Origin of the sequence: Flavobacterium sp. 1 (genome assembly GCF_002797935.1) — a bacterium.
Classification (GTDB): Bacteria; Bacteroidota; Bacteroidia; order Flavobacteriales; family Flavobacteriaceae; genus Flavobacterium.
Map to the genome: position 1 here is coordinate 2418354 of NZ_PGER01000001.1, position 26041 is coordinate 2444394.

Below are 26041 nucleotides of genomic sequence, written 5' to 3' on the forward strand. Positions count from 1 at the left end.
TTTTCGTAAAAAAGAAAAAACAAATATGACATTATTAGAAATAGGTTCTCGAATTGAACACCCGCAATATGGAAAAGGAGTGATAACCAATGTCTCGTCGAGAGAGTATTGGGTAACGTTTATAGAAAATGGACTGGAAACAATCCCTTTGAATGATGACTTTAAAGTTATAGAAGCAACTGTTGACGAAGTAGATACAGTAAGTTTTTCGGAAGTGGAACAAAGCCTCAGAGATCTTTTGAAAAAATGGTCGGATGTTTCCGAAATCGTGCCCATTGGAGATAAATGGAAAGGCGGCAAACTGATTTTGGAACCGGGCCAAGCGGGATTAGCTTCCAAAGAAATTCCTATCGACGCCTTTTTTCATAAAATAATAATGGTTCGTGACCGCTTGCGCGTTATGGAACAAAAAATAAACAGCAGTAAAATAGAAGAAATAGAAAAGATTGAATTACAGCAATACATTACCCGTATTTATGGAAGTTTAACTTCATTCAATATATTATTTAAATCACCAACGAACCATTTTGTAGGCGAAAAATCAAAATAGATTTAACCCTGCATTAATTTTAATACGCTTTTTTATACGTAATTTTATCATTCACTTCAATTTTTAAAATCATGAAAAAAATAATCTTATTAATCGCAGTCATTATTATTGCAATAATTGGCTGTAAAACCAAAAGCAGCTCAGCTGACTCAAAAAGCCTAAATCTGGTATTTGAATCCAAAAGCAACAGCAAAGTAAGCGGAACAGCTACATTTACAGAAAAAAACGGCAAAGTAACTTTTATCGCAAAAATTACTGGACTGCAGCCAGGAATTCACGCTATTCATATCCACGAAAAATCAGATTGCTCCGCAGCAGATGGGAGTTCAGCAGGAGGGCATTGGAATCCTACTTTTAAAAAACATGGAAAATGGGGAGACGCAGAACATCATAAAGGTGATATAGGTAATTTTACTGCAGATGTAAAAGGAAATGGCACCATCACTTTTACAACAGACGAGTGGTCTATTGGCGGCGATGACCCAACAAAAGATATTTTAGGAAAAGGGCTTATTGTTCACCAAGGAGCCGATGACTATGTAAGCCAGCCTGCAGGAAATGCTGGAGCAAGAGTTGCTTGTTCGGCAATAATCAAATAAAAAACTAATCTCGTTTGAAAGAGAAAGAACAGCATTATTTTAAAAACGCATCAGCATGGCGGAAATGGTTACACGATAATCATGATTTGTCAGCTGGTGTGTATTTAATTTTCTATAAAGTAAACAGCCCTTTCGAAAGCATGCGTTGGGAAGAAGCAGTTCAAGTAGCAATTTGCTATGGCTGGATTGATTCTACCGTCAAAAAAATTGATGAACACAGCAGAAGACAACTCTTTACTCCCAGAAAAAATAAAAGCATTTGGAGCAAACTCAATAAAACTTATATCGAAAAACTCATTGTTGACAATTTGATGCATCAAAGCGGATTGTCTAAAATTGAGATTGCCAAGCAGAATGGCTCTTGGACATCCTCAGATGCAGTCGAAGATTTAATAATTCCAGAGGATTTAAAATTAGCTTTTGAACAAAACCAAATGGCATACGAAAACTATCAAAAGTTCAGTCCTTCTTATCGAAAAAACTATCTCCATTGGCTCAATCAGGCTAAAAGAGAAGAAACCAGAAACAATAGAATTACAACAATAATTGAGCTTTGTACTCAAAATAAGAAATCGAGAAATTAATTTATTCTAGCGTTCACCAAAAAAGCAATATCTCTACCTTTGGAACCCTGATCGTCGAATTGCTCTCGCAATTGCCTTTTACTCTTTCCTTTAAAAAATAAAAGATAAAACGCAGAGCAGGAACCATATAACCAAAAACGCCTGATTTTTATGCTTCTGAAAAAATAATTGAATTAAAATTTTAAATCAAAAAAGGCTTTGAAAAATTGAATTCACATTGTATACTAGCTCAAATGTACAATTTCACAAAAAATGCCCGATAAACAATTTTATAACTATTGAAATTAGGCATTGATTCATAAAAAAACATAGTTTTGCATAATCAAAACAAAGCAATGATTAACCCTTCGGCATCAGGTTGGATAGATAAATTCTTTACAAAACAAAAGTTATCAGAACACCATGTCTCTGAAACCGAAGCCAGCTTTTATCAAAAATTAAGAAGTACCGGTTTTATCTACGGCCATATCATTTCGATTGACGCACCTTTTGAAATACAGACTAAAGACTGGTTCAAGGAAGAAATTTCAAAACTAGCTTTACTGAATGCTTTATATGGTATTTTTTTATTAACAAATAAGGAAAAAGAGCCGTCGGATTTTATTGAGCAGGCCAATCTTTTTTACAAGGAAATGCATCCGGAAGGATTTAGCTTATTCAAAAAAATTGTCCCAAAAAATTCGCCATCATTTACTTTAGAAAAAATAATTGATGAGCGAGTACAGACGAATGACAATATAATAAACAAAAATTTTTCGCATTTAGTTACCAATGCACTGTTGTTTATAGATGTTTTGGCTTTTCGCCAATATTTGATACAGGGACAAATTCCAGAGAAATACCTTAAAAAAATTGAAGAAACGATTGTAAACATCGTTATTCTGGCTTTGAAAATAAAAAATAACAAATCACAATACGATGATTTATTGATTAAATTATTTGAAGCCTCAATTCGATACAGCAAATTTTCTAAAAAAGAGAATATCACCTTAGAAACGCTGGAATTAGCTTATTTTACTGCCGAGCTGGAAAAAAAATACTTAATTGATATCGCAGGAATGGCTTTATGGAGCGATGGTGTTATAGAAAATAATGAATCTTACTTTTTACACACATTGGCAAATTCATTATTTATTGAAGACGATGGTTTTGTAGCACAGAGCATCAGCAATACAGACAGTTTCATAAGCAAGCATAGAAAAGAAATTCCTTATTTTAATTATTCGAATCCAGTAAAGCATTTTTATGATCAAACGACAAAGAGTGTCATTACACTGATCTCACGCAATAAATTGAGATTAATTAAGGAAATAGTTCAAAGTAAAGAATTGATGTTGCTTTTGGCTCATTCGACCCACAGGGATTTAGATGAAAAAGAAAAGAAAAAAGTAAAAAAACAATTATTGGATGTTTGCAAAACGATACCTTCACTAACCATCTTTTTACTCCCAGGAGGAAGCTTATTATTACCTCTCCTGATTAAGTTTATCCCAAAACTTTTACCTTCGGCATTTAATGAAAATTTAGATAATGATGAATAATAACACAAAAGGCTGTCTAAAATAATTGACAGCCTTTTGCATTTTATAAAACTTATTCAGTTCTTGCTGAACAGCTAATCCTTTTTGAAATTAAGCTGATACACTTCGTCCAAATCTTGATCTGAACTGAAGTTTACTCCCAAATCGGTTACAAAACCTGAATTTAATCCATAAACCCATCCGTGAATAGTAACTTCTTGTCCGTTTTTCCAAGCAGACTGCAAAATGGATGTCTTGGCTAAATCAAATACTTGCTCTTTAACATTGATTTCTACAAAAGCATTAAAACGCTCATTATCATCTTGTATAGCATTTAAATATTTATCATGCAGACGATAAACATCTTTGATATGGCGGATCCAGTTATCAATAATTCCTATTGAAGCATTACCCATGGCGGCTTTAACGCCTCCGCATCCATAATGACCACAAACAATAACATGTTTCACTTTTAAAACATTTACTGCATAATCCAGTACGCTTAACATGTTCATATCCGAGTGAATAACCATATTAGCAATGTTTCTGTGAACAAAAACTTCCCCTGGCTTAGCTCCGATTATTTCATTTGCAGGAACACGGCTATCAGAACATCCGATCCACAACAATGGCGGTTTTTGCCCCATGGCTAAATCTTTAAAATATTCTGGATCTAAATTCAATTGTTCTTCAACCCATTTTTTATTATTGTCTAATATTTTTTTATAAAAATCACTCATTTTAGTTTTTTTTAAAAGTTTTATTTGGTTTAAATTGTCTATTCTATATTATTGTAAAATTACAAATTATTGCAAAAAATCTTCGTTTACGACCTTTTTTTCGACCATTTCTCTTTTTACAAAATCATAATGATGCTCGATCGATACATGATTTTGAGATTCATTACTATTCTCTAAATCATACTCCTTTTTAAATCCAATTAATTTTACATTAATGTTATCATCTATCGCTCTTATTGTCTTAAATTCATGAATCAGATCCAAAATATCGTGAGCAATGTATACAGTATCCTTAGCATCAATAACTACTGTGCTGTTCTTTGGTATTTTGGCCAAAGTCATTTTAATAGCCGCTTTATTCAAGAAAGATACTTCTTGAGCTAAATCGATATGAATAATATCACCGTCGACGTATTCATTCTTTCTAAAACTGTATGCTCTTTTAAGATTCCCTCTCAATATAAAGATAATACAGATTACGATTCCTAAAACTACGCCTTTTAACAAATCTGTAAATACAACTCCTAAAAAGGTAGCAATAAAAGGCAAAAATTGGTATTTCCCATAACTCCAAAAATGCTTGAATGTTGCTGGTTTTGCTAATTTATATCCAACTAAAATCAAAACCGCAGCAAGAGTAGCCAGAGGGATTTTATTCAGAATAAAAGGAATGGACAGCGCACATACTAATAATAAAACACCATGAATTATTGCTGATAATTTTGATTTGGCACCTGCTTCATTATTTGCAGATGTACGAACCACAACTGATGTCAATGGCAATCCGCCTATCAATGAACATACAATATTTCCAATTCCTTGTGCTCTTAATTCTACATTCGTATTAGTATATCGTTTGTGTACATCCATTCTGTCGGCTGCTTCAATACACAAAAGAGTTTCTATAGAAGCAACAACCGCAATTGTTACACCTACTACCCAAACTTGCGGATTTAAAAAACCAGAAAAATTTGGCGTTACAATGATTGCTTTAAATTCATCAAATGAAGTTGGTACAGGCAATGAAACTAAATGTTCCTTCTCAATAGCCAATGAACTTCCTGACGAAGTAAAAAATTCATTCAATACTATTCCAACAATTACAGCAACCAATGCACCAGGCACTAATTTCAATTTCTTTAAAGCCGGAACTTTATCCCATGCAATCAAAATGGCTATGGAAACTAATGTTATCAATATCGCTCCCAACTGCAGGTGATTCAAAACATTAAAGAAAGCAGAAAAAGTATTATCCCCGGTAGTTTGAACAAAGGATTGATCTCCCTCAAAATCGGCATCATAACCAAAAGCATGCGGTAATTGTTTCATAATGATTATAACTCCAATACCAGCTAACATTCCCTCAATAACATTAGTTGGAAAATAATTTGAAATACTTCCTGCTTTTAGCAAACCTAAAGTCAATTGAATGATTCCTGCAATAAAAACAGCGGTTAAAAAGACATCAAACCCTCCCAAAGTGGTTATCGCCGTAAGTATTATAGCAGTTAAACCCGCTGCCGGTCCTGAAACACTTATTTGGGACTGACTTAAAAATCCAACAACAATACCGCCAATTATTCCTGTAATAATTCCAGAAAATAATGGAGCACCTGAGGCCATTGCAATTCCCAAACAGAGTGGTAAGGCTACCAAAAAAACTACTAAACCAGAAGCAAAGTCTGATTTAAAATGAGCAAAAATATTTGTATTCTTTGACATATATAAAGTTATTACGAGATTGATTATTTAGGTTTTCACTACAATATAAATATTGCGATGGAAGACACTTATTCTGTAAAAAGAAGGTGTCTAAAAATGAGTCATCATTTTTATTTGCATTAACACGGCAGTAATAAAAGTCAATTAATCAGATCTGCAAATCCAGAATGGCATGCACTAATAACATTTGCACGCAAATGTTAGTTCCTATCAAAAAAATGGAAAACAATTACATAACCCTATAACCTGCAACTTATTTACAATTTGCAATACAATAGCAATCGGCTATAAATGATGATAAAAATGGAAAACTACAACCTGTTTGGAGGCGGAATAAATATGGAGGCATAGTTTAAATCATGCTTCGATAAATTTTCAAAAATGATAAGACCTGAACCTTTTTTTAAGATTAAAAAAGGAATTTCCAAAAAAGTATTGAATGTATAATACTTTATGTCATGTTTTAATTCTTCAAAAGAAGAGTTATTAGAATTTCCGCAAAGACTAGTATCCTCCTTGTCATTTTCCAGACACACCACAATTGTGGGAGCCACCAGAAAAAAAACAAAAAACAATAATACTATGCTTGCAAAAATCTTCATGTGGGCAAAAATAGGAGATAGAAGCTGAATTAAAAAATTAGTTTCATAAAATTAATTTATTTTTAACATGAAAAAAAGCCTGAAAAAATCACAAAAATTAATTAGGCTTTCTATTTCAAAAATATAAACTGGCTTTTATAAACTCTCTTCCAGCCAAGCGTTCATCATCCAGATGGTTTTTTCCTGTTCTACAATAAAATCACTCATCATAGAATTAGTTCCTTCATCATTTATTTCTGAAGCTTTATTTAGAATTTCCCTTTCGATTTTTAATAACATAGAAAGCGAAGTTACAATCAGCTCAATACCAACCACATCATTTGAAATATTTTTTCCAATTGGCAGCTGATTGAATTTTATATAATCTTCAAAAGTATGCAATGGTCTTCCTCCAAGAGTTAAAACTCTTTCAGCTATCAAATCAATTTTCAATTGTGAATCATTATATAATTCTTCAAATTTAAGATGCAGATCAAAGAAACGTCTTCCTCTAATATTCCAATGCAAACCTCTCAAACTTTGATAATAAATTTGATAATTAGCCAACAGCACATTCAATTCTACAATTATAACTTCTGACTCTTCTACTGGTAATCCTATAGTATTTAGTTTCATGTTCTTTATTTTAAATTCTGTTTTTATTTTGATAGTACCTTAAAATTCCGGAAACAAATCGTTTCTTTTATTTCTACCAAAATTATCTATTAAAACAAAAAAATAGCTATAAATTAAATTGATTGTTTTTATATTTGCATAAAAATATACTATTTTATGACTATCACACAACTTAAATATGTACTGGCTGTAGCCGAACACAAAAATTTTACACTTGCCGCCGAAAAATGTTTTGTAACGCAGCCCACATTGAGTATGCAGATTCAAAAAATTGAAGAAGAGTTAAATATTCAAATTTTCGACCGAACCAAAAAACCAATTCAGCTTACAGACATTGGCCAAAAAATTGTAAACCAAGCCAAAAACATTGTTAATGAAGCAGATAGAATACAAGATATCGTAGAACAGCAAAAAGGATTTATTGGAGGTGAATTCAGACTTGGAATTATCCCAACCATTATGCCTACTTTATTGCCTATGTTTTTGAATAATTTCATCAAAAAATATCCAAAAGTGAAATTAATTATTGAGGAGCTCAATACTGAGGAAATAATCACAAAACTGAAGAACGGCAATCTCGACGCAGCTATTGCGGCAACACCATTGGAAGACGAAAAAATAAAAGAAATCGTTCTTTACTTTGAACCATTTGTAGCTTACATACCTGAAAATAATGCAGTATTTCAAAAAGAAGAAATTGAAATAGACGATCTCAATATCAATGAAATTTTATTGCTGCAGGACGGACATTGTTTTAGAGACGGGATTTTAAATTTATGTAAAAACAGAAACGAAACAGGACTTAAGTCTTTCCAAATAGAAAGCGGCAGTTTTGAAACACTAATAAAACTGGCGGATGAAGGATTGGGAACTACATTACTTCCTTATCTCCACACATTGGATCTGAAAGAATCTGATAAATCAAAGCTTAGACAGTTTAAAGAACCGAAACCTGCTCGTGAGGTAAGTTTAATATACCCTAAAAGTGAATTAAAAATACAAATTATTGATGCCTTAAGAAGCACAATTGCCGGGGTTGTAAAAGGAGCAATTGTTTTTCAAAATGTCCAAATTGTGAGTCCACTCTTAAAAAAATAATATAAAAACAAAAAAAGGAACCAAATTGGTTCCTTTTTTATTACTCTACCTTAAAATGCGTCAAAACATATAAGGCAATAAGTGCTTTATTGCTTTTTTCAACTATTTTCAAAATGTATAGGATTAAAGCTCACTCTTTCGAGAACCTTTTGCATAATTATAATTAATTATAGATATAACAAAAAGGCTTAAATAAATTGAATTAGTAAACAGTTGCAAAATTATTGAAAAAATTCTTTAACTCAAATAAAAACAATCCGTAAAAAACAAAATAAACCGACGAATAGCATATTTTATAATTTTATTGTAAGTTATTTATTCTTTTAACTAAGAATTATCTAATAAAAAACAAATTCACAAAAAAAGAGAAACCATTTATCGGTTTCTCTTTTCTTTATGGATTTACAATTAGCAGACATTGTTTCAATTCTGGTTTCTCGATGGTGAAATCAAACAACCACTCTCTTAGTTGATCCAATTCAAAAGGCAACAGTGTTCGAATCGCTTTTTCTAATTCTTTACAGAAAAGTACTGGGTCAAAACTCACTCTTTCTAACACAGATTTTGTGTAATCAAACATTATTTTAGACATAATAAATTAAGATTTTGGGGTTATATCTTGATTTTAACGTGATGTAAAAATACATTTTTTTTCAAATACAATTACCTTTTTTAACACATAAATATGCAAATTATAACGATTTCGCCACAAACCCCAATAACCATAAGGCTTTAAGAAAAATCATTTTCTAGCCCTGAACATTTCTCTTTTCCCAGGAGGCCCAGCTAGCTTTTCGACAGTAAACCCAACTTCAATCATATTTCTTTTAATGATACCTCTTGCTGCATAAGTCACTAATACAGAGTTATTTTTTAGTGACTTAAACATTCTTTCAAATACTGATACGCTCCATAATTCAGGCTGAACACGATAACCGAAAGCATCAAAATAAATTAAATCAAACTTTTCAATATCATCAATATCCTCAAAAAACTGCTTTCTTTTGGTCAAAGAAAAATTTTCGGACAAATCATTTTTCTCTTCCCAATTTAGAGCATGCATTTTATCAAAAACCATTTTATGCTCTAATGCATCCAGTTCTTTTGGATAATTCATAGATTGCAGCTCTTCCTCTGAAATTGGATATGCCTCCACTCCTACATAATCAATTGTCTGCCCTAATTCTTCAGCTTCCAAATAAGTAATGAAAGCATTTAAGCCTGTTCCAAAACCAATTTCCAAAACAGAAACTTTTTGATTAGGAAATAAAGCCAGCCCATTTTTAATAAATACATGTTTCGCTTCCTGTATCGCTCCGTGCTTAGAATGGTAACATTCATCCCATTCTTTTATATGAATCGTTGTAGAACCATCGGATGTGTGGATAATTTCTCTTTCCAAAGTATTGTTTTTGAGTTATTATAGCATTTCAGCTTACTATATTGTTTTCAAAATTAAATAAAAGAATTTCTTATCGTTATCTAAAAACCATATTTTTTATATATTCCATAGAATTTAACACCAATTTTTAAATAAAATTATACAATAAATAAATCACAGATAAAGACCATAATTAATGATTTTTTGACAACTATTTATCTGATTTTTATTTAATTTTGCAATCAACAATAAAGGTTGCAGAAATTTTCTTTACTGTAGTCATTTTATTAAATAAACATTTTTTTTTTAATAATATAAGCAATAATTATGAGTACCACTCAAACCAACAAAATTGAAACAATAAAAGCTGCTACTACAAAAATAAATGATGTTGATTTTGATCATTTAAGTTTTGGAGCTGTATTTACAGATCATTTATTAGAATGCGATTACGTCAATGGAGAATGGCAGCAACCTGTCATTAAGCCCTATGCACCGCTTTTACTTGATCCGTCTGCAAAAGTGTTTCATTATGGTCAAGCCATTTTTGAAGGTATGAAAGCTTACAAAGATAACAACAATGACATTTGGCTTTTTAGACCAGATGAAAATTACAAACGTTTTAATTCATCAGCAGTACGCATGGCTATGCCAGAAGTTCCTGAATTTGTTTTTATTGAAGGCTTAAAACAATTATTAAAATTAGACGAAGCTTGGGTAAAAAATGGAAATGGAAGCACTATGTACATTAGACCTTTCATGATTGCTACTGGAGCTGGAGTTGTTGCTAATCCATCCGAAGATTATAAATTCATGATATTATTATCTCCTGCAAAAGCATATTATTCTGGAGAAGTAAAAGTATTAATAGCTGAGCATTACAGCAGAGCCGCAAATGGAGGTATTGGTGCTGCAAAAGCCGCCGGTAACTATGCTGCGCAATTCTATCCAACTACTTTGGCTAACAAAGAAGGTTTTCAACAAGTAATTTGGACTGATGATGCCACACACACCAAACTAGAAGAAGCTGGTACGATGAATGTGTTTTTTAGAATAAATGACACTTTATTGACTGCGCCTGTGAGCGAAAGAATTCTAGATGGTATCACTAGAAAAAGTCTTATCGATATGGCCAAAAAAGAAGGAATTAATGTAGAAGTTCGTCCTGTATTGGTTTCTGAATTGGTAGAAGCCTCTCAAAATGGAACTTTGAAAGAAATTTTTGGAGCTGGAACTGCTGCTGTAGTAAATCCTATTGCTGGCTATTCATACAAAGAGATTTATTATGAATTGCCAAAAATCGAAAACTCTTATGCTTCTTTGTTGAAAGAGAAACTAACAAGCCTTCAAAACAAACTAACCGAAGATACATTTGGTTGGACTGTTAAGGTATAAATTGCAGTTTGCAGGAATAAAAAAAGCGATTTTCATAAGAAATCGCTTTTTTTATTTACAGTCAATACTGTGACTGAAAACAGAAAACTAAATCAATTTTGAGAAATCTGGTTTAAAATAATTTGGTCCTTTCATTACTTTTCCATCTTCACGGTAAATAGGATTTCCGTCTTCGCCTAACTTACTCATATTGGAGCGTTGTATTTCGTCAAAAACAGCTTCAATTTTATCCTGCAGTCCATGTTCAATAATAGTGCCGCAAAGAATATACATCATATCGCCCAAAGCATCGGCAATTTCAACTAAGTCATTATTCTTGACAGCCTCAAGATATTCTTCGTTCTCTTCTTTCATTAAGTTATAGCGAAGTTCTTTTTTACTGTCACCCAAGTCTGCTATTGGAGTTTCGCTATGTCCTATTCTAAATGCTGTATGAAATTCCTTAACAGCGTTGATTTGTTTTTGCATCCTTTATAATTATTGATTTGAAATGGAAAATTAGCAACTATTTCTAAACTATTGTCTAAATTTGCATAAAATTTTTCAACATGTTCAGTCAAGGTCAACTACTATTTGCACTCTGTTTTTTTATCGCTTTTGTCATAACAATGATATTTGCTTATCGAAAAGATGCCAACTTACATAAAGTATTTTACAAAGGAAATTATAAAATCTTAATTGGTTTCTTGATGTTTATTGGACTTTTATTCGTCATCAAGATTTATTTTAAGCATTAATTTTGAAAAGATGCTAAGATTTCTTAGACACTAAGTTTCTAAGTTTTTAAAATGAAGTTTTATGCTTCGCGAAAAAAAACGCCCGACATCACTGTGGGCGTTTCTGGTTTTATAAAATCAATCTTTTTAATTTTCTAAAGGCAGAAAACCATATTTTTTAGAATACTGAAGCATTTGTTCTACAAATGTTTTTGGCTGTTCTATCGCTATCGAAATGATTTCTCCTTTAGCATTTAACTTAGGAACCAAAACAGGATTCACAAAACCGCTGTATGGAGCGTCTGGAAACTGTTTGTTACGTTCTAAAATTTCGGCATGCAGTTTTTGATCCACTTTTACACCATAGTTTTCTACCAATGCTTTTCCGGCTTCAAAATCACCTTCTGATTTAATTCGCTGCACTTCTTTCAATAATTGACCAAACAAATCATGCAGTTTATCATAATCGGTAATATTAAAATAAGTTTTTCCGTCGCGGGTAATCTTTTCGATAACATTATCTTGTTTGCCTTTTTCAAAAACCCAGGCACTTACCCATTGACGGTTTCTCATGTGAGCTTCCTCTATATTGGCACCTAATTCTAAACGAATTAATTGTGTCATTAATCCATTTCGAATGTAACTGTCATAGCTTTGCATTCCTAATTCTTTCCAATTGTCCACCAAACCAATTTCTTGAATTTTTGGGCTGTATAAATAGTACAATCCTACTAAGTCTGCTCTTCCTTCTTCCAATGTTGAAGCATAGTTTTTTAAAGTTTCTTTTGGAGTCCCAACACCTGGATTGATTTGTCCCGATGCGTGACCAACTACTTCATGCAAAGAAGTGTGCAGTTTACTTCCCAGTTCACCATACTTTTCTGCCAGTCTAATTTCCTCAGCATCATTAGCAAATTCCTGCAGTCTCCCTTTTCCGCCAGCTTTTGAGTAAGCATCAATAATATTTCCAAGAGAAACTGATTTAGAACCATGCTCTGCGCGAATCCAATCTGCATTTGGCAAATTCACACCAATTGGCGTACTCGGTGATGAATCACCTGATTCACCGGCAACAACAACCGTTTTATATGAAACACCAACTACTTTTTTCTTTTTATGTTCTGGCGCCAATGGAGAATTGTCCTCAAACCATTGTGCATTATTAGAAACTACTTCCATTTTTTTGGACATATCAAAATCCTTAATTTGAACGATACCTTCATAAGAACCTCTGTATCCTAATGGATCATTATACACTTCAATAAAACTGTTGATATAATCTATATTTCCTTCGGTAGCCTGCAACCAAGCAATGTTATAATCGTCCCAAGTTTTTAGATCTCCCGTTTTATAATATTTAATCAAAAGACCAATTGCATCACCTTGCTTCTTATTTTCGGCTACTTCTTGAGCTTTTTCTAACCAAAAAATAATTTTATCTATAGCTATTCCATACATACCGCCACTTTTCCAAACTTTTTCTTCCAATTGACCATTTGCATTCCGAACCAATTTAGAATTCAAGCCAAAGGAATACGGTTTTTTAGGGTCTGGACTCTTTTTATTGGCATAAAATACTTCAACTTCTTTTTGAGTGATTCCCTTATCATAAAAATTAATTGCTGAACCTTCGAGCAAACCTTTTGTGGCATCAAGATTTACTTTTTTAGAATCGGCATCATTAAATAAAAGGGCAACAATATCAGAAGACAATGCAGTTTTGGTATCTGCTAACAAAGTATTTAAATATGTCATCGAAAAATCGGGCTTAATTTTATCATTTGAATAATGATGATGAATGCCATTAGAGAACCAAACTCTTTTTAAATAAATTTCAAAGTTCTTCCAATCGGCATTATTTTTATCGCCTTTATAATTTTGATATATATTTTCTAATGCTTTTCTGATTTTTAAATTATATTTATAATGCTGATCCCACATTATATCTCGCCCTGAATTCCCTGCTTGAGTCAGATAATAGACCAGCTCCTGCTCTTTCAAACTAAGATTTTCCCAACCTGGAATTTGATACCGCAAAACTTTAATATCCGAGAACTGTTCTACGAAAAAATCGAAAGGAACATTTTCATCCAGTTTTGCTGTCGTTTTTTTATCATTTTGCGCATTACTAACAGCTGAAACCGCAAAAGCCATGAAAAGAACTATAATTTTAACTAATTTCATTTTTATTTTTTTTAGATGTTAAACAAATAAATACATAACAAATATACATATTCTTTAAACAAACGATAAAAACAAAGCCTGTAATAATTATTAATTTACACATTTCTCAACTTCCAACAACATAATTCTGAAATGCAGTCACAATATTGCAAACCCATTTGAGGTTTTAAATTATTACAATGGCATTTTTCCATACACTAAGCAACAATTCCACTGAATCACTTTAACATTTTATGAATTGATGTTGTAGTATAATTAATTTAATTTCTAACTTTACAGCAGTAAAAACATTGAATCCATTATGAGAATTATTAAATATCTTTTTCTTTTATTTCTATTAAGCCTTGTTGCGCTTACAATATATATTGCAACACAAAAAGGGAATTTTACAGTAGAAAGCAGTAAAGTAATTAATTCTCCAAAGGCTGCCGTTTTTAACTATGTCAATGATTATAAAAACTGGCCAAAATTTAGCTCTTGGATTTCCGAAGATGCATCTGTAAAACCCTCATTTTCTCCTTCAACTATAGGCCGGGGAAGTTCACTTACTTGGGAAGGAAGCAAAGATATCGGTACCATACAAACTTTATATACTAAGGGAAATGACAGCATTGTGCAGAAAATGGAATTCAACGAAACTTTCTCGAATGTATATTGGAGTTTCAAAGACACTGTAGGCGGAACAAAAGTAATCTGGAAATCAGTTGGCAAAATGAATTTTATGCTGAAAGTGAGTTCCTTTTTTAACGTAGGCACAAAAAATACTTTATCTAAAATCTATGATAAGTCTTTAGCTAATCTTGATAAAACTCTTGATTTTGAAAACTCTGCTTTTAGCGTAAAAATAAATGGAATCGTAAAAAAACTGGAAACCTACTACTTAAGACAATCATTCACTAGTAAAATATCTGATATTACTAAAAATGCAAATGCTGTTTTTCCAAAAATTATTACTTTTTGCAAACAAAATAATATTAGCCAAAATGGAAAGCCTTTTATCATTTACCATACTTACGATACTATCAACGATTTGACCAGAGTTTCTTTTTGTATCCCTATAAAAGAACAAATTTTCACTAGTGAAGGAAGCGAAATATTATCAGGAAAACTGGTTGCTTTTGAAGCATTAAAAACAAGCTTAACTGGAAATTATACTTATAAAAATAAAGCACTCGCCGAAACTGCAGCATATACAACGGCTAAAAACATACTGACTGGCAGTACATTTTCACATTTAGAAATTTTTACCAAAGGCAAAAATGAAAATCTTAGCCCTTCAAAATGGCTGACAGAAATATATTTCCCAATAACACCAAAAGTTATAGCACCGCCCAAGGTATATCAAAAAGAAGTAAAAGACAGTCTTACTCCTCAGCATAACACAAAAAAACAGGATAACGAATTTGATTTTTAATTAAATTCAGATTAAACCTTTTCTGTTTATTCGCATCAAAGTTTAAAAATAAAGCAAATTGCAGGACGAAAAGGAATTTATTTTTAGTCTATTGAATCTTCAAACGCAGAATCAAGCGTTTCAAAGACTCATGCAGGATTATCAAAAACCGTTATATAATCATGTTCGAAATATTGTTTTAAGTCATGATGATGCCGATGATGTTCTGCAAAACACTTTTGTAAAAGTATTTCAAAATTTAAAAAACTTTAAAGGTGAAAGCAAATTATTTACTTGGATGTATCGCATTGCAACTAATGAAGCTTTGACTTTTTTAAATCAAAAAGCTAAAAAAAGCGGTATATCATCTGTAGAATTACAAAATAAAGCAATTGATAATCTGAAAGCTGATGTTTATTTTGACGGAAATGAAATCCAAATCAAATTACAAAAAGCAATTGCCAAATTACCCGAAAAACAGCAGTTAGTTTTTAAAATGAAATATTTTGAAGATTTAAAATACGAAGAAATATCTGAAATATTAGGAACATCGGTAGGCGCATTAAAAGCATCATATCATCATGCCGTAAAAAAAATAGAAGCTTTTGTAACAACTAATTAAACCTTTGTTAAAATAACAAGTCAAATACACATTATGAAATGACAACAACAAATATTTGATAGCATCAAAAAAACAAAAACTGTTATCAATTATCAATTTCATTAAAAAAAATATTGCCACATGACACCATTTAAATTAGATAACACACCAAAAATAGAATCAGGATTTAAAACTCCTGACAGCTACTTTGAAAATTTCCAAGCAGTGCTAATTGAAAAATTGGCGAACGAACCAATAGTTAAGGAAACAAAAGTTATATCTATTTTTAGAAAAAGAAAAACAGTTCTTTTAGCTATAGCCGCGGTTTTTACAATTGCCTTAATGATTCCTATATTATATCAATCATACTCAAAGAGCAAAGATCTTGACGAAGCAACTATCGAAAATTATTTAACTGAAGAAGGACATATAAATCAGGACGAAATAATAAGTGAAATTGAACCTGAAAGCAATATTATTATTCTGGACACAAAAGAAATAGAAACTCAAACATTAGAAGACATGCTGGCTTCAAACCCTAACATTGAAAATCTTGTAATTGAAAATTAAACACAAAATTCTGTACAAATAAATATACTCAAAACATAAAAATCATGGACTTAAAAAAAATATTCCCTATACTTTTTCTGTTTTTATCCTTTAATTTTTATGCCCAAAGCGAAAATTTTAAAGATAAAAAAGAACAAATCAGAGCAATGAAAGTTGCCTTTTTTACTACTGAACTTGATCTAACTCCAAGCGAAGCTGAAAAATTCTGGCCTCTCTACAATACTTTTGATGACAAACAATTTGAGTTAAGACATCAAAAAATGAAAAATTATTTTAAAAGAATGCAAGGTGACAATCTTGCTAAATTATCAGAGAAAGATGCTAGTGCACTTTTAGATCAAATTCAAGATAATGAGGAAGATTTATACAACTTACGAAAAAAATTCATGACAAATCTGAAAGATGTACTTCCTTCTATTAAAATTTTAAAATTAAAAAAAGCAGAAGAAGATTTCAACAGAAAACTTTTGCAACAATATAAAGACAAAGGTCCTAACAAATAATTTAGTTATTAATTCAGACATTCCCGTTTTATAAATCTATTATAAAGCGGGAATTTTTATTTAAAATGAATACGGATCATTTTGTTTCGACCGGCAGCAATAGCAGTAGTATCATTCACAAACCTGATTGTATACAAACTTGGGTCTTTACTAAACTGTATCCAATTCAAACCACTATCCGAAGAATAATATAATCCAGATGCTCCAACAGCAACGATCCCCATACCTTTACTTTTAGGAACATACTGAACACAAGAAGCATAACCAAATCCTTTATTATTAGCTATAAGTTCCCAAGTCTTCCCTCCGTTATCTGTTACTGCCTTATTATCAAAATTCTGATTCGGGATTTCATAATTACCTCCCGCTACAAAACCATTTTTTTCATCATAAAAATCAGCTGTAAAGATTCCAGTCATTTGTTTACCTTGCACAATAGGAGTTTCATGACTGCTCCAGGAATTTCCTTTATCGGGGGAATAAAAAACTCTGGCTTTTTTCCCTCCCGAAACAATCCAAGTCTCTTTCCCTTTAATAACAATATTTGTATTACTAGCGGCAAAATGGGCTTCACCGTCAAAAGCTTCAGGAAGTTTGCTTTCTGAAATTTTATTCCAAGTAAAACCTCCGTTAATTGTTTTAAGAATACAAAGATGATTAGTAATTGGGTCACCAACTGCAATTCCTTCATTATTATTCCAAAACTGCATACTGTCATAAAAAACTTTTTCATTTCGTTCCTGATAAACTAATTTAATGCTTTTTCCATCTTTACCTACTTGATATAACAAAGCAGGATTAGCTATACTAAGTAAGTACACATATTTATCAGTTTTGGCAATACTTCTAAATTCTATTTTTAGAGTATCCTCGGTTACAGTATTTTCAAATTTTTCATTGATTTTTAAATCATAAAAACCAAACCGATTTTTGTCACCTGCATACCAAACTTTACCGTTATCCACTACAATTGCTCTAATACTGATTTTATCTTGGAAAAGAGTATCTATTTGAACCGCATGAAAATCTGTTGCATCAATTTTATTTTTATTTAAATCCTGAGCAGAAATAAAATACAATCCACTAATAAACAAGAAACTAACAAATATTTTAATCCTCATAACTTACTGTTTTTAATAAAATATATAAATTTATTTAAAATCCACTGTCAATGAAACATATTTCTGGCACAGTTGTTGTTTACATAATTACACAAATCAATTAATTTAAAAAGCCATGAAAACCAAAATACAATTAGCCGCAATTATTGCTACTTTTTTTACCTTTCAAATGAACGCACAAAATAGAACTACAATAAACGCCATGAACTCAGATATTAGTGACAATCTTGATTTAACAGCGGTATCTTCTATTTTTGGAGAATCTCAAAACTTAAATGACTTTGAGAGACGCTTAAATGATCCTAAACTTCAAATTTCAAATTTAGATTTAAATAACGATAATCAAGTAGACTATTTAAGAGTAATAGAATCTGTAGAGAACAATACTCATATAATCATAATCCAGTCAATACTTGGGCGTGATTTATACCAAGATGTTGCTACAATAGAAGTTGAAAGAGACCGAAGCAATAAAATTTCAATTCAAATTGTAGGAAACTCATTCATTTATGGACAAAACTATATTTACGAGCCTCAATATTGCTTAACTCCACAAATTTACGCATCATTTTGGACAAGTTATTACCGTCCATATTATTCATCTTGGACATGGAATTTTTACCCAAATTTCTATGTTGCGTGGAATCCGTATTCAGTTTTCAGATACAGAAAAAATGTTTATGGCTGTGTAAATTATCGTAACACTTATAATTATGTAAATTACAGAAGATGCTACCGTGCTCCGGCAATTTATACATCATATAGCTGTAACAGTTATGAAAGAAGACATCCTGATTATGCCTTTTCAAAAAGAAACAATAACTATTCAAACCATTATGAATTAAATCAAAGAAGATACAGCAATGGCAACAGAAATGAAGTTGCTTATTCAAGAAATAATCCTGGTTACAATAACTCTCAAAGAGAATATTCTCAAAACAGAGCAAGCTATTCAAGAGCTACAAATAAACCAATGATTGAATATCAAAAGGATTACTCACAAAACAGAACTAATTCTCCAGGAGCTGCAGGCATTCAAAGAACTGAACCTCAAAGAAATTATAGCCAAAACAGAGAGAATACTTCTAGAGAAAATTATAATCAAAAAGATTATTCTCAAAATACGGCCAGTTCAACAATAGAAAACAATACACAAATAACACAGCCCCAAAGAGACTATTCTTCTCAAAACAGAAACAATATTTCAAGAGAAAACAATTCTCAAAACACGAATAACTCTTCAAGAGAAAACAATACGCAAAGAGTACAGCCTCAAAGAGACTATTCCCAAAACAGAAACAGTACTCCTAGAGAAAATAACACCCAAAGATCTGAACCACAAAGAAGTAACGAAAACACTTCCAGAGGTGGCGGTAGAAGAATCTAAAATAAACAGAAAAACTGCAAAAGAGGCTTAATATTAACATATTAGGCCTCTTTTATTATTTTAATAGATAAGTCCTTTTTTTCTATTGAAAAATAGTAAATTTGACCAGTTTTTATAAAAATATTAGATGAGCGCAACGCACAAAGACCTCCATAGTAAATTAACTCTGGGAGGTTTATTAATTTCTTTAGGAATTATTTATGGAGATATTGGTACTTCTCCATTATATGTAATGAAAGCCATCCTTGGCGAATATATTATTAATGCCGATGTAGTTTTAGGAGGTGTATCCTGTGTGTTTTGGACACTAACACTGCAAACAACAATCAAGTACGTACTCATTACATTAAGTGCTGATAATCATGGAGAAGGCGGAATCTTTGCCTTATATGCTTTGGTTAAAAAAACAAAAATTAAATGGCTCATTGTCCCAGCAATTATAGGAGGAAGTGCCTTGCTTGCAGACGGAATCATTACCCCTCCCATCTCGGTTTCTTCAGCTGTAGAGGGTATGAGGAGTTATTTTCCACATATTAATACTGTACCAATAGTTATTGGAATTTTAGTCGTATTATTTACTATCCAACAATTTGGAACCAAATTAGTTGGAAAGTTTTTCGCTCCAATGATGCTAATTTGGTTTGGAATGCTTGCAATACTAGGCATCAGTCAAATCACATTGCACCCAGAGGTTTTTAAAGCTATAAATCCATACTATGCCTACCATTTATTATCAATTCACCCGGAAGGCTTTTTTGTATTAGGATTTGTTTTCCTATGTACCACTGGAGCCGAAGCGTTATATTCTGATATGGGGCATTGTGGGAGAAAAAATATTAGAATAAGCTGGATTTTTGTAAAATCGGCATTGGTTTTAAATTATTTTGGGCAAGCAGCATATCTGATACACCATGAAGGCGTAACTCTGCAGGCATTAGGCGGTGATTTTGCCAATCCATTTTATTTAATAATGCCATCGTGGTTCAAGCCTGTTGGAATCGTGATTGCAACTGTTGCCACTGTCATTGCTTCTCAAGCACTTATTTCTGGTTCTTTTACTTTAATCAATGAAGCAATGCGATTGAGTTTTTGGCCAAAAGTTAAAATCAAATATCCTACAGAATTGAAAGGTCAATTATATATTCCTTCTATAAACTGGCTGCTTCTTATTGGCTGTATTGGAATTGTACTCCATTTTGAAGAGTCCAGCAATATGGAACATGCTTATGGCTTAGCTATTATTTTATGCATGATAATGACTACCATATTATTGAACTATTATTTAATAATGAAACGAGTAAAATGGTACTTTTTTGTTCCATTAATTACCATTTACATGAGTATTGAGCTGAGTTTCCTTGCTGCAAATATTACAAAATTTGCAGAAGGCGGTTACGTAACTCTTTTTATAGCCACGATGCTCATTGGGGTAATGACAATTTGGTACAGAGCCAAACAAATTAATAAAAGCTATACTAAATTTGTAAAATTTGATGATTATAAAAAAGTGCTAAGCGAACTAAGTGCCGATTTATCAATCCCAAAATATGCTACTCATTTGGTTTATATGACTAATGCCAACCGCAGTGATGAAATAGAAGAAAAAGTAATGTATTCTATTCTGCAAAAAAGACCAAAAAGAGCAGATATATATTGGTTTGTTCACGTAAATATTTTATCTGAACCATATAAAACAGAATACAAAGTAAGAGAAATTCTTAAAGACGATTTATACAGAGTAGATTTTAACCTAGGATTTAGAGAGCCTACCAAAATAAACCTAATGTTTAGAGAAGTTATCAAAGACATGGTTAAAAATGGTGAAGTAGATATTACCAGCAGATATGAATCCCTAAACAAAAACAACATTATTGGAGATTTTAAATTCGTATTATCTGAGAAATTCTTATCCAACGACAGTGATTTATTGTGGCATGAAAAACTGATAATGAACTCCTATTTCTTCATCAAAAAATTAAGCTTATCAGAAGAAAGTGCTTTTGGTCTGGACAGCAGTTCAGTAAAAATAGAAAAATTCCCAATGGTGCTTCATCCGCCAGAAAAAATCGAACTAACGAGAATTTTCGTTAAAAACTAAAAACATTCTAAAAAACACTGTCTCAAAACAGTGTTTTTTTTTGATTACAATATAAAATATAGTTTTTGACCAATAAATAGTACCTTTGCGTTTCAATTATTTAAAATGAGATTACACAGAAATTTAGTTTACACCACTATTGACGCCCTTAATGCCATTTTTAACGAAGGGGAATATGCCGATAAAGTAGTAGCAAGATCCTTAAAAAAAGACAAACGCTGGGGAAGTTCCGACAGAAAATTTGTTGCCGAAACCATCTATGAAATAGTACGCTGGAAAAGATTATATGCTGAAATTGCCGAGGTAAAAGAGCCTTATGACAGAGACAATCTTTGGAGAATGTTTTCTGTTTGGGCAGTGTTGAGAGGTTATCCAATTCCAGATTGGAGACAATTAGAAGGAACCCCGGAAAGAAAGATAAAAGGACGTTTTGACGAACTGTCCAAAGTAAGAGCGCTTAAAGAATCCATCCCGGACTGGATGGATGAATTAGGAGTAAAAGAATTAGGCGAAAAAGTTTGGGCTACTGAAATTGCAGCTCAAAACCAGCCAGCTAAAGTAATTTTGAGAGTAAACACCCTTAAAACTACTAAAGAAAAATTAAGAGCCATTCTGATGGATCTTAACATCGAAACCGAATTCTTAAAAGATCAGCCTGATGCATTAGTCCTAAAAGAAAGAGCCAATGTTTTCTTAACAGACGCTTTCAAACAAGGATTCTTTGAAGTTCAGGATGCCAATTCACAGTTAGTCGCTCACTTTTTGGATGTAAAACCAGGTATGCGAGTAGTTGACACTTGTGCTGGTGCAGGAGGAAAAACATTGCATATCGCTTCTTTGATGGAAAACAAAGGACAATTAATTGCAATGGATTTATACGAAAGTAAATTAAAACAGCTGAAGCTTAGAGCAAAACGTGACGGTGCTTTCAACATTGAATACCGCATTATTGATTCAACTAAAGTAATCAAGAAGCTTCACGAAAGAGCTGACAGAGTATTAATTGATGCTCCCTGCAGCGGATTGGGCGTTCTTAAAAGAAATCCTGACTCTAAATGGAAATTAAAACCCGAATTCATCGATAACATCCGAAAAGTACAATCGGAAGTACTGGAAAGCTATTCAAAAATTGTAAAGCCAGGCGGAAAATTAGTATATGCCACCTGCTCCATTCTGCCTTCTGAAAATCAGGAACAGATCCAAAAATTTCTAGCAACTGATATTGGAAAACAATTTAATTTCATAAAAGACCAAAAAATATTAGCCTCAGAATCAGGTTTTGACGGTTTTTATATGGCATTAATGGAACGTAAGGAAAATTAGATCGCAGTTTTCAGGTTTGCAGATTACACAAAAAAGTCCTCGAAAATTAAATTCGAGGACTTTTTTTTATGTATGCTCTTTCTTCTCTTTAATCTCCTAATCATTCATCGATATTAAAAACTCATCGTTAGTTCTTGTTTGTTTGAAACGGTCATTTATCAAAGTCATCGCTTCAACAGGATTCATATCCGAAAGCATTTTTCGCATAATCCACATTCTTTGCAATGTTTTTGGATCTAATAATAAATCATCACGTCTAGTGCTTGAAGATGTTAAATCAATCGCAGGGAATATACGTTTATTGGCAATTTTTCTATCTAACTGAAGTTCCATATTACCGGTTCCTTTAAATTCTTCAAAAATAACCTCATCCATTTTAGAACCTGTTTCTGTCAAAGCTGTTGCAATAATACTCAACGATCCGCCATTTTCAACATTACGCGCGGCACCAAAGAAACGCTTTGGTTTTTGCAGAGCATTAGCATCAACCCCACCGCTCAACACTTTACCAGAAGCTGGCTGAACAGTATTATAAGCTCTGGCTAAACGAGTAATAGAATCCAATAGTATAACAACATCATGGCCGCATTCTACCAAACGTTTTGCTTTTTCAAGGACGATATTAGCGATTTTAACATGCTCTTGCGGTTCTCTGTCAAACGTAGATGCAATTACTTCTCCACGAACGCTTCTTTGCATATCCGTAACCTCTTCCGGGCGTTCGTCAATTAATAAAACTATTAAATAAATCTCAGGATGATTCGCTGCAATTGCATTGGCAATTTCTTTCAACAGCATTGTTTTACCAGTTTTTGGCTGTGCCACAATCATACCGCGCTGTCCTTTTCCTATTGGAGAAAACAAATCAATAATTCTGGTTGAAATAGTGCTTTGCTTTTCGGCCAACTTAAATTTTTCAGAAGGAAAAACCGGAGTCAAATGTTCAAAGGAAACCCTATCACGAACCACTTGCGGGTCATGACCATTAATTTTTAAAACACGTACAAGAGGAAAAAATTTCTCTCCTTCTTTTGGAGGACGGACTACGCCTTTTACGGTATCTCCAGTTTTCAAACCAAACAAACGAACTTGTGAAGTTGATAAATAAATATCATCTGGTGAGGCTAAATAATTATAATCCGAAGAACGTAAAAAGCCATAACCATCAGGCATCATTTCCAGAACGCCTTCACTCTCTATAATTCCGTCAAATTCAAAATCAGCATCTTTGAAATTGCTTTTTTTGTTTTTAAAATTAGGATTTTGGTTTTGATTGGAATTCTGATTTTGGTTTCCATTTGGATTGGAATTGCCGTTCTGATTTGGGTTAATCTTATTAGTTGGATTTAGCCCTTTTTTATTTAACTGATTCGGATTTACTTTTTTTTCCGAAACAGTATCATTATTTTCAGTTTTTTCGGCTACAGCTTCTGGATTAGAATCTGATGCTGTTTCTTCTACAGTAGCATTTTCTTCTACAGGAGCCAATTCTTTTAAAGCTTCTTTTTCTCTTTGCAAAGCCATCTTTTTCTCATAAGCTGACTTACTGAATTTTACAACTTTAACTTCTTTTACATTATTATCCGAAACTACTGTATCAGCAATAGCTACATCTTTTGCAATAGTTTTCCCTTTTTTCTCTGGTGCATCAACTATTTCAGGATTTTCCTTTACTTCTTCACTTTCAAATAAAACTGGAGCATCATTTTTTTCTATTGCTCCTTTTTTTTCAGCAACAATACGGACTCTTTTGGGCTTCTGTTCATCCGCTGATTTCTCTTGGGAAGATTCAGCAACAGCCTGATGTTCTAAGATAAGACTAATTAAAGTGTCTTTTTTTACACCGTTGAATTTTATGGTTTTAGCCGTTTTAGCTATCTCTTGAAGCTCTGCAAGCTTCAATTCTTTTAATACAGAAATATCAAACATGAATGTTCTATTTGTTTAATTAATTTGGAAAATAACACAAAAGATTTTTTAGGGTAGTATCTTGTTTTAATGAACCGCAGTATGAAGTGCTTACGGTAATGTTATGCAATAATACAAATAAAATTTATCATACAATAGTATTTATTAAAAAGAAAATATATTTTTGTACAACAATACAGAGACATGATACAACGAATTCAAACCGTATATTTAATAATCACCTTTTTGCTGATTGGTGTTTTGCCATTCCTATTTCCTCTTTGGAAATTAAGTGATGGTAAAGATTATTTTTTTATGCAAAATCAAATTTATGCCATATTACTTGGCTTAAGCACAGCAATAACTATTTACAGCATTATATCATTTAAAAAAAGACAAACTCAATTTGTTGCCAACAGATTGAATATCGTATTAAATTTGATTTTATTAGGATTGTTTGTATATCATTCACTAAATTTATCTGGAGAAACAGTTGCTGTTTCTGAGAAAGGTATTGGGATGTTTCTGCCTGTCTTGGCTGTCATTTTTTTAGTTTTAGCTAATAAAGCCATCAAGAAGGACGAAGATCTTGTAAAATCTGTGGATCGGTTGAGATAAACCTATAAAATTTAATTTATTAATGTGCGAAGAAATCCCGAATGTAACAGTTCGGGTTTTTTTATAAAAAAAACTGATTAAATTATAGCAATAAAGCATGATTGAGAGTGTTTTTTTTATAAATTTGGATACATCTATAATACGTATGACAAAGAATATTAGAATTCATCTTGCAGATGATCATCAAATAATTATTCACGGAATTCAGACCCTGCTCAATACAGTCCCAAATTTTGAGGTGGTTGGATTTTCACTGAACGGAACTACGGTTTTTGAAGATGTTACCAACAATCATGCGGATGTTCTTGTCCTTGACATCAGCATGCCTGAAAAAGACGGTATTGAAGTTGTTAAAGAATTTAAACTAAAAGGATTTCCATGCAAAGTAATAATCCTTTCCAGCTATGATGATTTAAAATTAATAAAAGAAATCATGGATATGGGAGTGACTGGCTACCTTACTAAACAATGTGCCGGTGACAGTATTATCGAAGCTGTGCAGGCTGTTGCCAATGGTGAAGAATATTTTTGTGAAACTATCAGAGAAAAAATATTTAGCCATGCTACCAAAAACAATCCAAAACTCAGTACCTACAAGCCAAATGTAAATCCATTATTAACAGAGCGTGAAATTGAAATCGTCATTTTGATTGCTCTTGAATATAGCGGTAAAGAAATAAGCGAACAGCTTTTTATCAGCACAAACACTGTAGAAACCCACCGCAAGAATATCATGAAAAAACTAAAAGCCAAAAATACTATTGGTATAGTAAAATACGCCATGAATAATCATTTGGTTATATCTTAATTCAG

At 32.2% G+C, this 26041-nt stretch carries 25 protein-coding genes; 15 read left to right on the plus strand and 10 right to left on the minus strand.

Annotated features, from left to right (window positions below):
* Window positions 1–25: 25 nt before the first annotated feature.
* From CLU83_RS09585 to CLU83_RS09600, 4 genes are all read left to right on the plus strand, one after another.
* A complete protein-coding gene (locus CLU83_RS09585; protein WP_100431397.1) occupies window positions 26–550 on the plus strand; it encodes a hypothetical protein in 525 nt (174 codons plus the stop codon).
* Between the two features lie 71 nt (window positions 551–621).
* Window positions 622–1149, plus strand: coding sequence for a superoxide dismutase family protein (locus tag CLU83_RS09590; protein WP_100431398.1), 528 nt, complete (start codon window positions 622–624; stop codon window positions 1147–1149).
* Window positions 1150–1163: 14 nt separating this feature from the next.
* Window positions 1164–1733, plus strand: coding sequence for a YdeI family protein (locus tag CLU83_RS09595; protein WP_100431399.1), 570 nt, complete (start codon window positions 1164–1166; stop codon window positions 1731–1733).
* Window positions 1734–2068: 335 nt separating this feature from the next.
* A complete protein-coding gene (locus CLU83_RS09600; protein ID WP_100431400.1) occupies window positions 2069–3274 on the plus strand; it encodes an LETM1-related biofilm-associated protein in 1206 nt (401 codons plus the stop codon).
* Window positions 3275–3348: 74 nt separating this feature from the next.
* On the opposite strand, the gene can is transcribed toward CLU83_RS09600, so the two are convergent.
* The 4 genes from can to CLU83_RS09620 all read right to left on the minus strand — a co-directional run bounded on the left by can (window position 3349) and on the right by CLU83_RS09620 (window position 6932).
* Complete coding sequence (gene can / locus CLU83_RS09605; RefSeq protein WP_100431401.1) at window positions 3349–3993, minus strand: carbonate dehydratase; 645 nt, start codon at window positions 3991–3993, stop codon at window positions 3349–3351.
* A 66-nt stretch (window positions 3994–4059) separates the two neighbouring features.
* The gene (locus tag CLU83_RS09610; protein WP_100431402.1) at window positions 4060–5715 is read right to left on the minus strand and encodes a SulP family inorganic anion transporter; all 1656 of its coding nucleotides are present in this window, start codon (window positions 5713–5715) and stop codon (window positions 4060–4062) included.
* 311 nt (window positions 5716–6026) lie between these two features.
* Entirely contained in the window at window positions 6027–6317 is a 291-nt protein-coding gene (locus CLU83_RS09615; protein ID WP_100431403.1) for a hypothetical protein, read from the minus strand.
* Window positions 6318–6452: 135 nt separating this feature from the next.
* Window positions 6453–6932, minus strand: a complete 480-nt coding sequence (locus CLU83_RS09620; protein ID WP_100431404.1) for a Dps family protein — start codon at window positions 6930–6932, stop codon at window positions 6453–6455.
* 156 nt (window positions 6933–7088) lie between these two features.
* Between CLU83_RS09620 and CLU83_RS09625 the strand changes: the two genes are divergently transcribed.
* Window positions 7089–8030 (plus strand): hydrogen peroxide-inducible genes activator, encoded by a 942-nt coding sequence (locus tag CLU83_RS09625; protein WP_100431405.1) that lies wholly within the window; start codon window positions 7089–7091, stop codon window positions 8028–8030.
* A 394-nt stretch (window positions 8031–8424) separates the two neighbouring features.
* Here CLU83_RS09625 and CLU83_RS09630 read toward each other — a convergent pair whose 3' ends face one another.
* Together CLU83_RS09630 and mnmD are read right to left on the minus strand one after the other, a co-directional pair.
* The gene (locus tag CLU83_RS09630) at window positions 8425–8622 is read right to left on the minus strand and encodes a hypothetical protein (RefSeq protein ID WP_100431406.1); all 198 of its coding nucleotides are present in this window, start codon (window positions 8620–8622) and stop codon (window positions 8425–8427) included.
* Window positions 8623–8772: 150 nt separating this feature from the next.
* Window positions 8773–9432 (minus strand): tRNA (5-methylaminomethyl-2-thiouridine)(34)-methyltransferase MnmD, encoded by a 660-nt coding sequence (gene mnmD, locus CLU83_RS09635; RefSeq protein WP_100431407.1) that lies wholly within the window; start codon window positions 9430–9432, stop codon window positions 8773–8775.
* A gap of 306 nt (window positions 9433–9738) precedes the next feature.
* Between mnmD and CLU83_RS09640 the strand changes: the two genes are divergently transcribed.
* Window positions 9739–10806, plus strand: a complete 1068-nt coding sequence (locus tag CLU83_RS09640; RefSeq protein ID WP_100431408.1) for a branched-chain amino acid aminotransferase — start codon at window positions 9739–9741, stop codon at window positions 10804–10806.
* Between the two features lie 87 nt (window positions 10807–10893).
* Here CLU83_RS09640 and CLU83_RS09645 read toward each other — a convergent pair whose 3' ends face one another.
* A complete protein-coding gene (locus CLU83_RS09645; protein WP_100431409.1) occupies window positions 10894–11274 on the minus strand; it encodes a nucleoside triphosphate pyrophosphohydrolase family protein in 381 nt (126 codons plus the stop codon).
* A 395-nt stretch (window positions 11275–11669) separates the two neighbouring features.
* Entirely contained in the window at window positions 11670–13706 is a 2037-nt protein-coding gene (locus CLU83_RS09655) for a dihydrofolate reductase (protein WP_100431411.1), read from the minus strand.
* Between the two features lie 301 nt (window positions 13707–14007).
* On the opposite strand from CLU83_RS09655, the gene CLU83_RS09660 reads away from it, so the two are divergent.
* The 4 genes from CLU83_RS09660 (at window position 14008) to CLU83_RS09675 (ending at window position 16773) form a co-directional block, all read left to right on the plus strand.
* Complete coding sequence (locus tag CLU83_RS09660; protein WP_100431412.1) at window positions 14008–15120, plus strand: SRPBCC family protein; 1113 nt, start codon at window positions 14008–14010, stop codon at window positions 15118–15120.
* 58 nt (window positions 15121–15178) lie between these two features.
* Window positions 15179–15721 carry an RNA polymerase sigma factor gene (locus CLU83_RS09665; RefSeq protein WP_100431413.1) on the plus strand — a complete coding sequence of 181 codons (543 nt, stop codon included), beginning with the start codon at window positions 15179–15181 and terminating at the stop codon, window positions 15719–15721.
* Window positions 15722–15841: 120 nt separating this feature from the next.
* Window positions 15842–16270, plus strand: a complete 429-nt coding sequence (locus tag CLU83_RS09670; protein ID WP_100431414.1) for a hypothetical protein — start codon at window positions 15842–15844, stop codon at window positions 16268–16270.
* 44 nt (window positions 16271–16314) lie between these two features.
* Complete coding sequence (locus tag CLU83_RS09675) at window positions 16315–16773, plus strand: sensor of ECF-type sigma factor (protein ID WP_100431415.1); 459 nt, start codon at window positions 16315–16317, stop codon at window positions 16771–16773.
* 56 nt (window positions 16774–16829) lie between these two features.
* On the opposite strand, the gene CLU83_RS09680 is transcribed toward CLU83_RS09675, so the two are convergent.
* Complete coding sequence (locus CLU83_RS09680) at window positions 16830–17894, minus strand: oxidoreductase (protein WP_100431416.1); 1065 nt, start codon at window positions 17892–17894, stop codon at window positions 16830–16832.
* Window positions 17895–18009: 115 nt separating this feature from the next.
* Here CLU83_RS09680 and CLU83_RS09685 point away from each other — a divergent pair, with 115 nt between their 5' ends.
* The 3 genes from CLU83_RS09685 to CLU83_RS09695 all read left to right on the plus strand — a co-directional run bounded on the left by CLU83_RS09685 (window position 18010) and on the right by CLU83_RS09695 (window position 22702).
* A complete protein-coding gene (locus CLU83_RS09685; RefSeq protein WP_100431417.1) occupies window positions 18010–19281 on the plus strand; it encodes a hypothetical protein in 1272 nt (423 codons plus the stop codon).
* Window positions 19282–19408: 127 nt separating this feature from the next.
* Entirely contained in the window at window positions 19409–21379 is a 1971-nt protein-coding gene (locus CLU83_RS09690; protein WP_100431418.1) for a KUP/HAK/KT family potassium transporter, read from the plus strand.
* A gap of 105 nt (window positions 21380–21484) precedes the next feature.
* Window positions 21485–22702 (plus strand): RsmB/NOP family class I SAM-dependent RNA methyltransferase, encoded by a 1218-nt coding sequence (locus tag CLU83_RS09695; RefSeq protein ID WP_100431419.1) that lies wholly within the window; start codon window positions 21485–21487, stop codon window positions 22700–22702.
* Between the two features lie 96 nt (window positions 22703–22798).
* Here CLU83_RS09695 and rho read toward each other — a convergent pair whose 3' ends face one another.
* Window positions 22799–24631, minus strand: coding sequence for a transcription termination factor Rho (gene rho, locus CLU83_RS09700; RefSeq protein ID WP_100431420.1), 1833 nt, complete (start codon window positions 24629–24631; stop codon window positions 22799–22801).
* A gap of 183 nt (window positions 24632–24814) precedes the next feature.
* Between rho and CLU83_RS09705 the strand changes: the two genes are divergently transcribed.
* Entirely contained in the window at window positions 24815–25228 is a 414-nt protein-coding gene (locus CLU83_RS09705) for a DUF4293 domain-containing protein (RefSeq protein ID WP_100431421.1), read from the plus strand.
* Window positions 25229–25373: 145 nt separating this feature from the next.
* Window positions 25374–26036, plus strand: coding sequence for a response regulator transcription factor (locus CLU83_RS09710; protein ID WP_100433690.1), 663 nt, complete (start codon window positions 25374–25376; stop codon window positions 26034–26036).
* Window positions 26037–26041: the final 5 nt, after the last annotated feature.

Bases quoted from the DNA above. Each gene is read 5' to 3' on its own strand.
- CLU83_RS09585 (WP_100431397.1), top strand. From the start codon at position 26: ATGACATTATTAGAAATAGGTTCTCGAATTGAACACCCGCAATATGGA.
- CLU83_RS09590 (WP_100431398.1), top strand. From the start codon at position 622: ATGAAAAAAATAATCTTATTAATCGCAGTCATTATTATTGCAATAATT.
- CLU83_RS09600 (WP_100431400.1), top strand. From the start codon at position 2,069: ATGATTAACCCTTCGGCATCAGGTTGGATAGATAAATTCTTTACAAAA.
- can (WP_100431401.1), bottom strand. From the start codon at position 3,993: ATGAGTGATTTTTATAAAAAAATATTAGACAATAATAAAAAATGGGTT.
- CLU83_RS09610 (WP_100431402.1), bottom strand. From the start codon at position 5,715: ATGTCAAAGAATACAAATATTTTTGCTCATTTTAAATCAGACTTTGCT.
- CLU83_RS09615 (WP_100431403.1), bottom strand. From the start codon at position 6,317: ATGAAGATTTTTGCAAGCATAGTATTATTGTTTTTTGTTTTTTTTCTG.
- CLU83_RS09620 (WP_100431404.1), bottom strand. From the start codon at position 6,932: ATGAAACTAAATACTATAGGATTACCAGTAGAAGAGTCAGAAGTTATA.
- CLU83_RS09625 (WP_100431405.1), top strand. From the start codon at position 7,089: ATGACTATCACACAACTTAAATATGTACTGGCTGTAGCCGAACACAAA.
- CLU83_RS09630 (WP_100431406.1), bottom strand. From the start codon at position 8,622: ATGTCTAAAATAATGTTTGATTACACAAAATCTGTGTTAGAAAGAGTG.
- CLU83_RS09640 (WP_100431408.1), top strand. From the start codon at position 9,739: ATGAGTACCACTCAAACCAACAAAATTGAAACAATAAAAGCTGCTACT.
- CLU83_RS09645 (WP_100431409.1), bottom strand. From the start codon at position 11,274: ATGCAAAAACAAATCAACGCTGTTAAGGAATTTCATACAGCATTTAGA.
- CLU83_RS09655 (WP_100431411.1), bottom strand. From the start codon at position 13,706: ATGAAATTAGTTAAAATTATAGTTCTTTTCATGGCTTTTGCGGTTTCA.
- CLU83_RS09660 (WP_100431412.1), top strand. From the start codon at position 14,008: ATGAGAATTATTAAATATCTTTTTCTTTTATTTCTATTAAGCCTTGTT.
- CLU83_RS09670 (WP_100431414.1), top strand. From the start codon at position 15,842: ATGACACCATTTAAATTAGATAACACACCAAAAATAGAATCAGGATTT.
- CLU83_RS09675 (WP_100431415.1), top strand. From the start codon at position 16,315: ATGGACTTAAAAAAAATATTCCCTATACTTTTTCTGTTTTTATCCTTT.
- CLU83_RS09680 (WP_100431416.1), bottom strand. From the start codon at position 17,894: ATGAGGATTAAAATATTTGTTAGTTTCTTGTTTATTAGTGGATTGTAT.
- CLU83_RS09685 (WP_100431417.1), top strand. From the start codon at position 18,010: ATGAAAACCAAAATACAATTAGCCGCAATTATTGCTACTTTTTTTACC.
- CLU83_RS09690 (WP_100431418.1), top strand. From the start codon at position 19,409: ATGAGCGCAACGCACAAAGACCTCCATAGTAAATTAACTCTGGGAGGT.
- CLU83_RS09695 (WP_100431419.1), top strand. From the start codon at position 21,485: ATGAGATTACACAGAAATTTAGTTTACACCACTATTGACGCCCTTAAT.
- rho (WP_100431420.1), bottom strand. From the start codon at position 24,631: ATGTTTGATATTTCTGTATTAAAAGAATTGAAGCTTGCAGAGCTTCAA.
- CLU83_RS09705 (WP_100431421.1), top strand. From the start codon at position 24,815: ATGATACAACGAATTCAAACCGTATATTTAATAATCACCTTTTTGCTG.
- CLU83_RS09710 (WP_100433690.1), top strand. From the start codon at position 25,374: ATGACAAAGAATATTAGAATTCATCTTGCAGATGATCATCAAATAATT.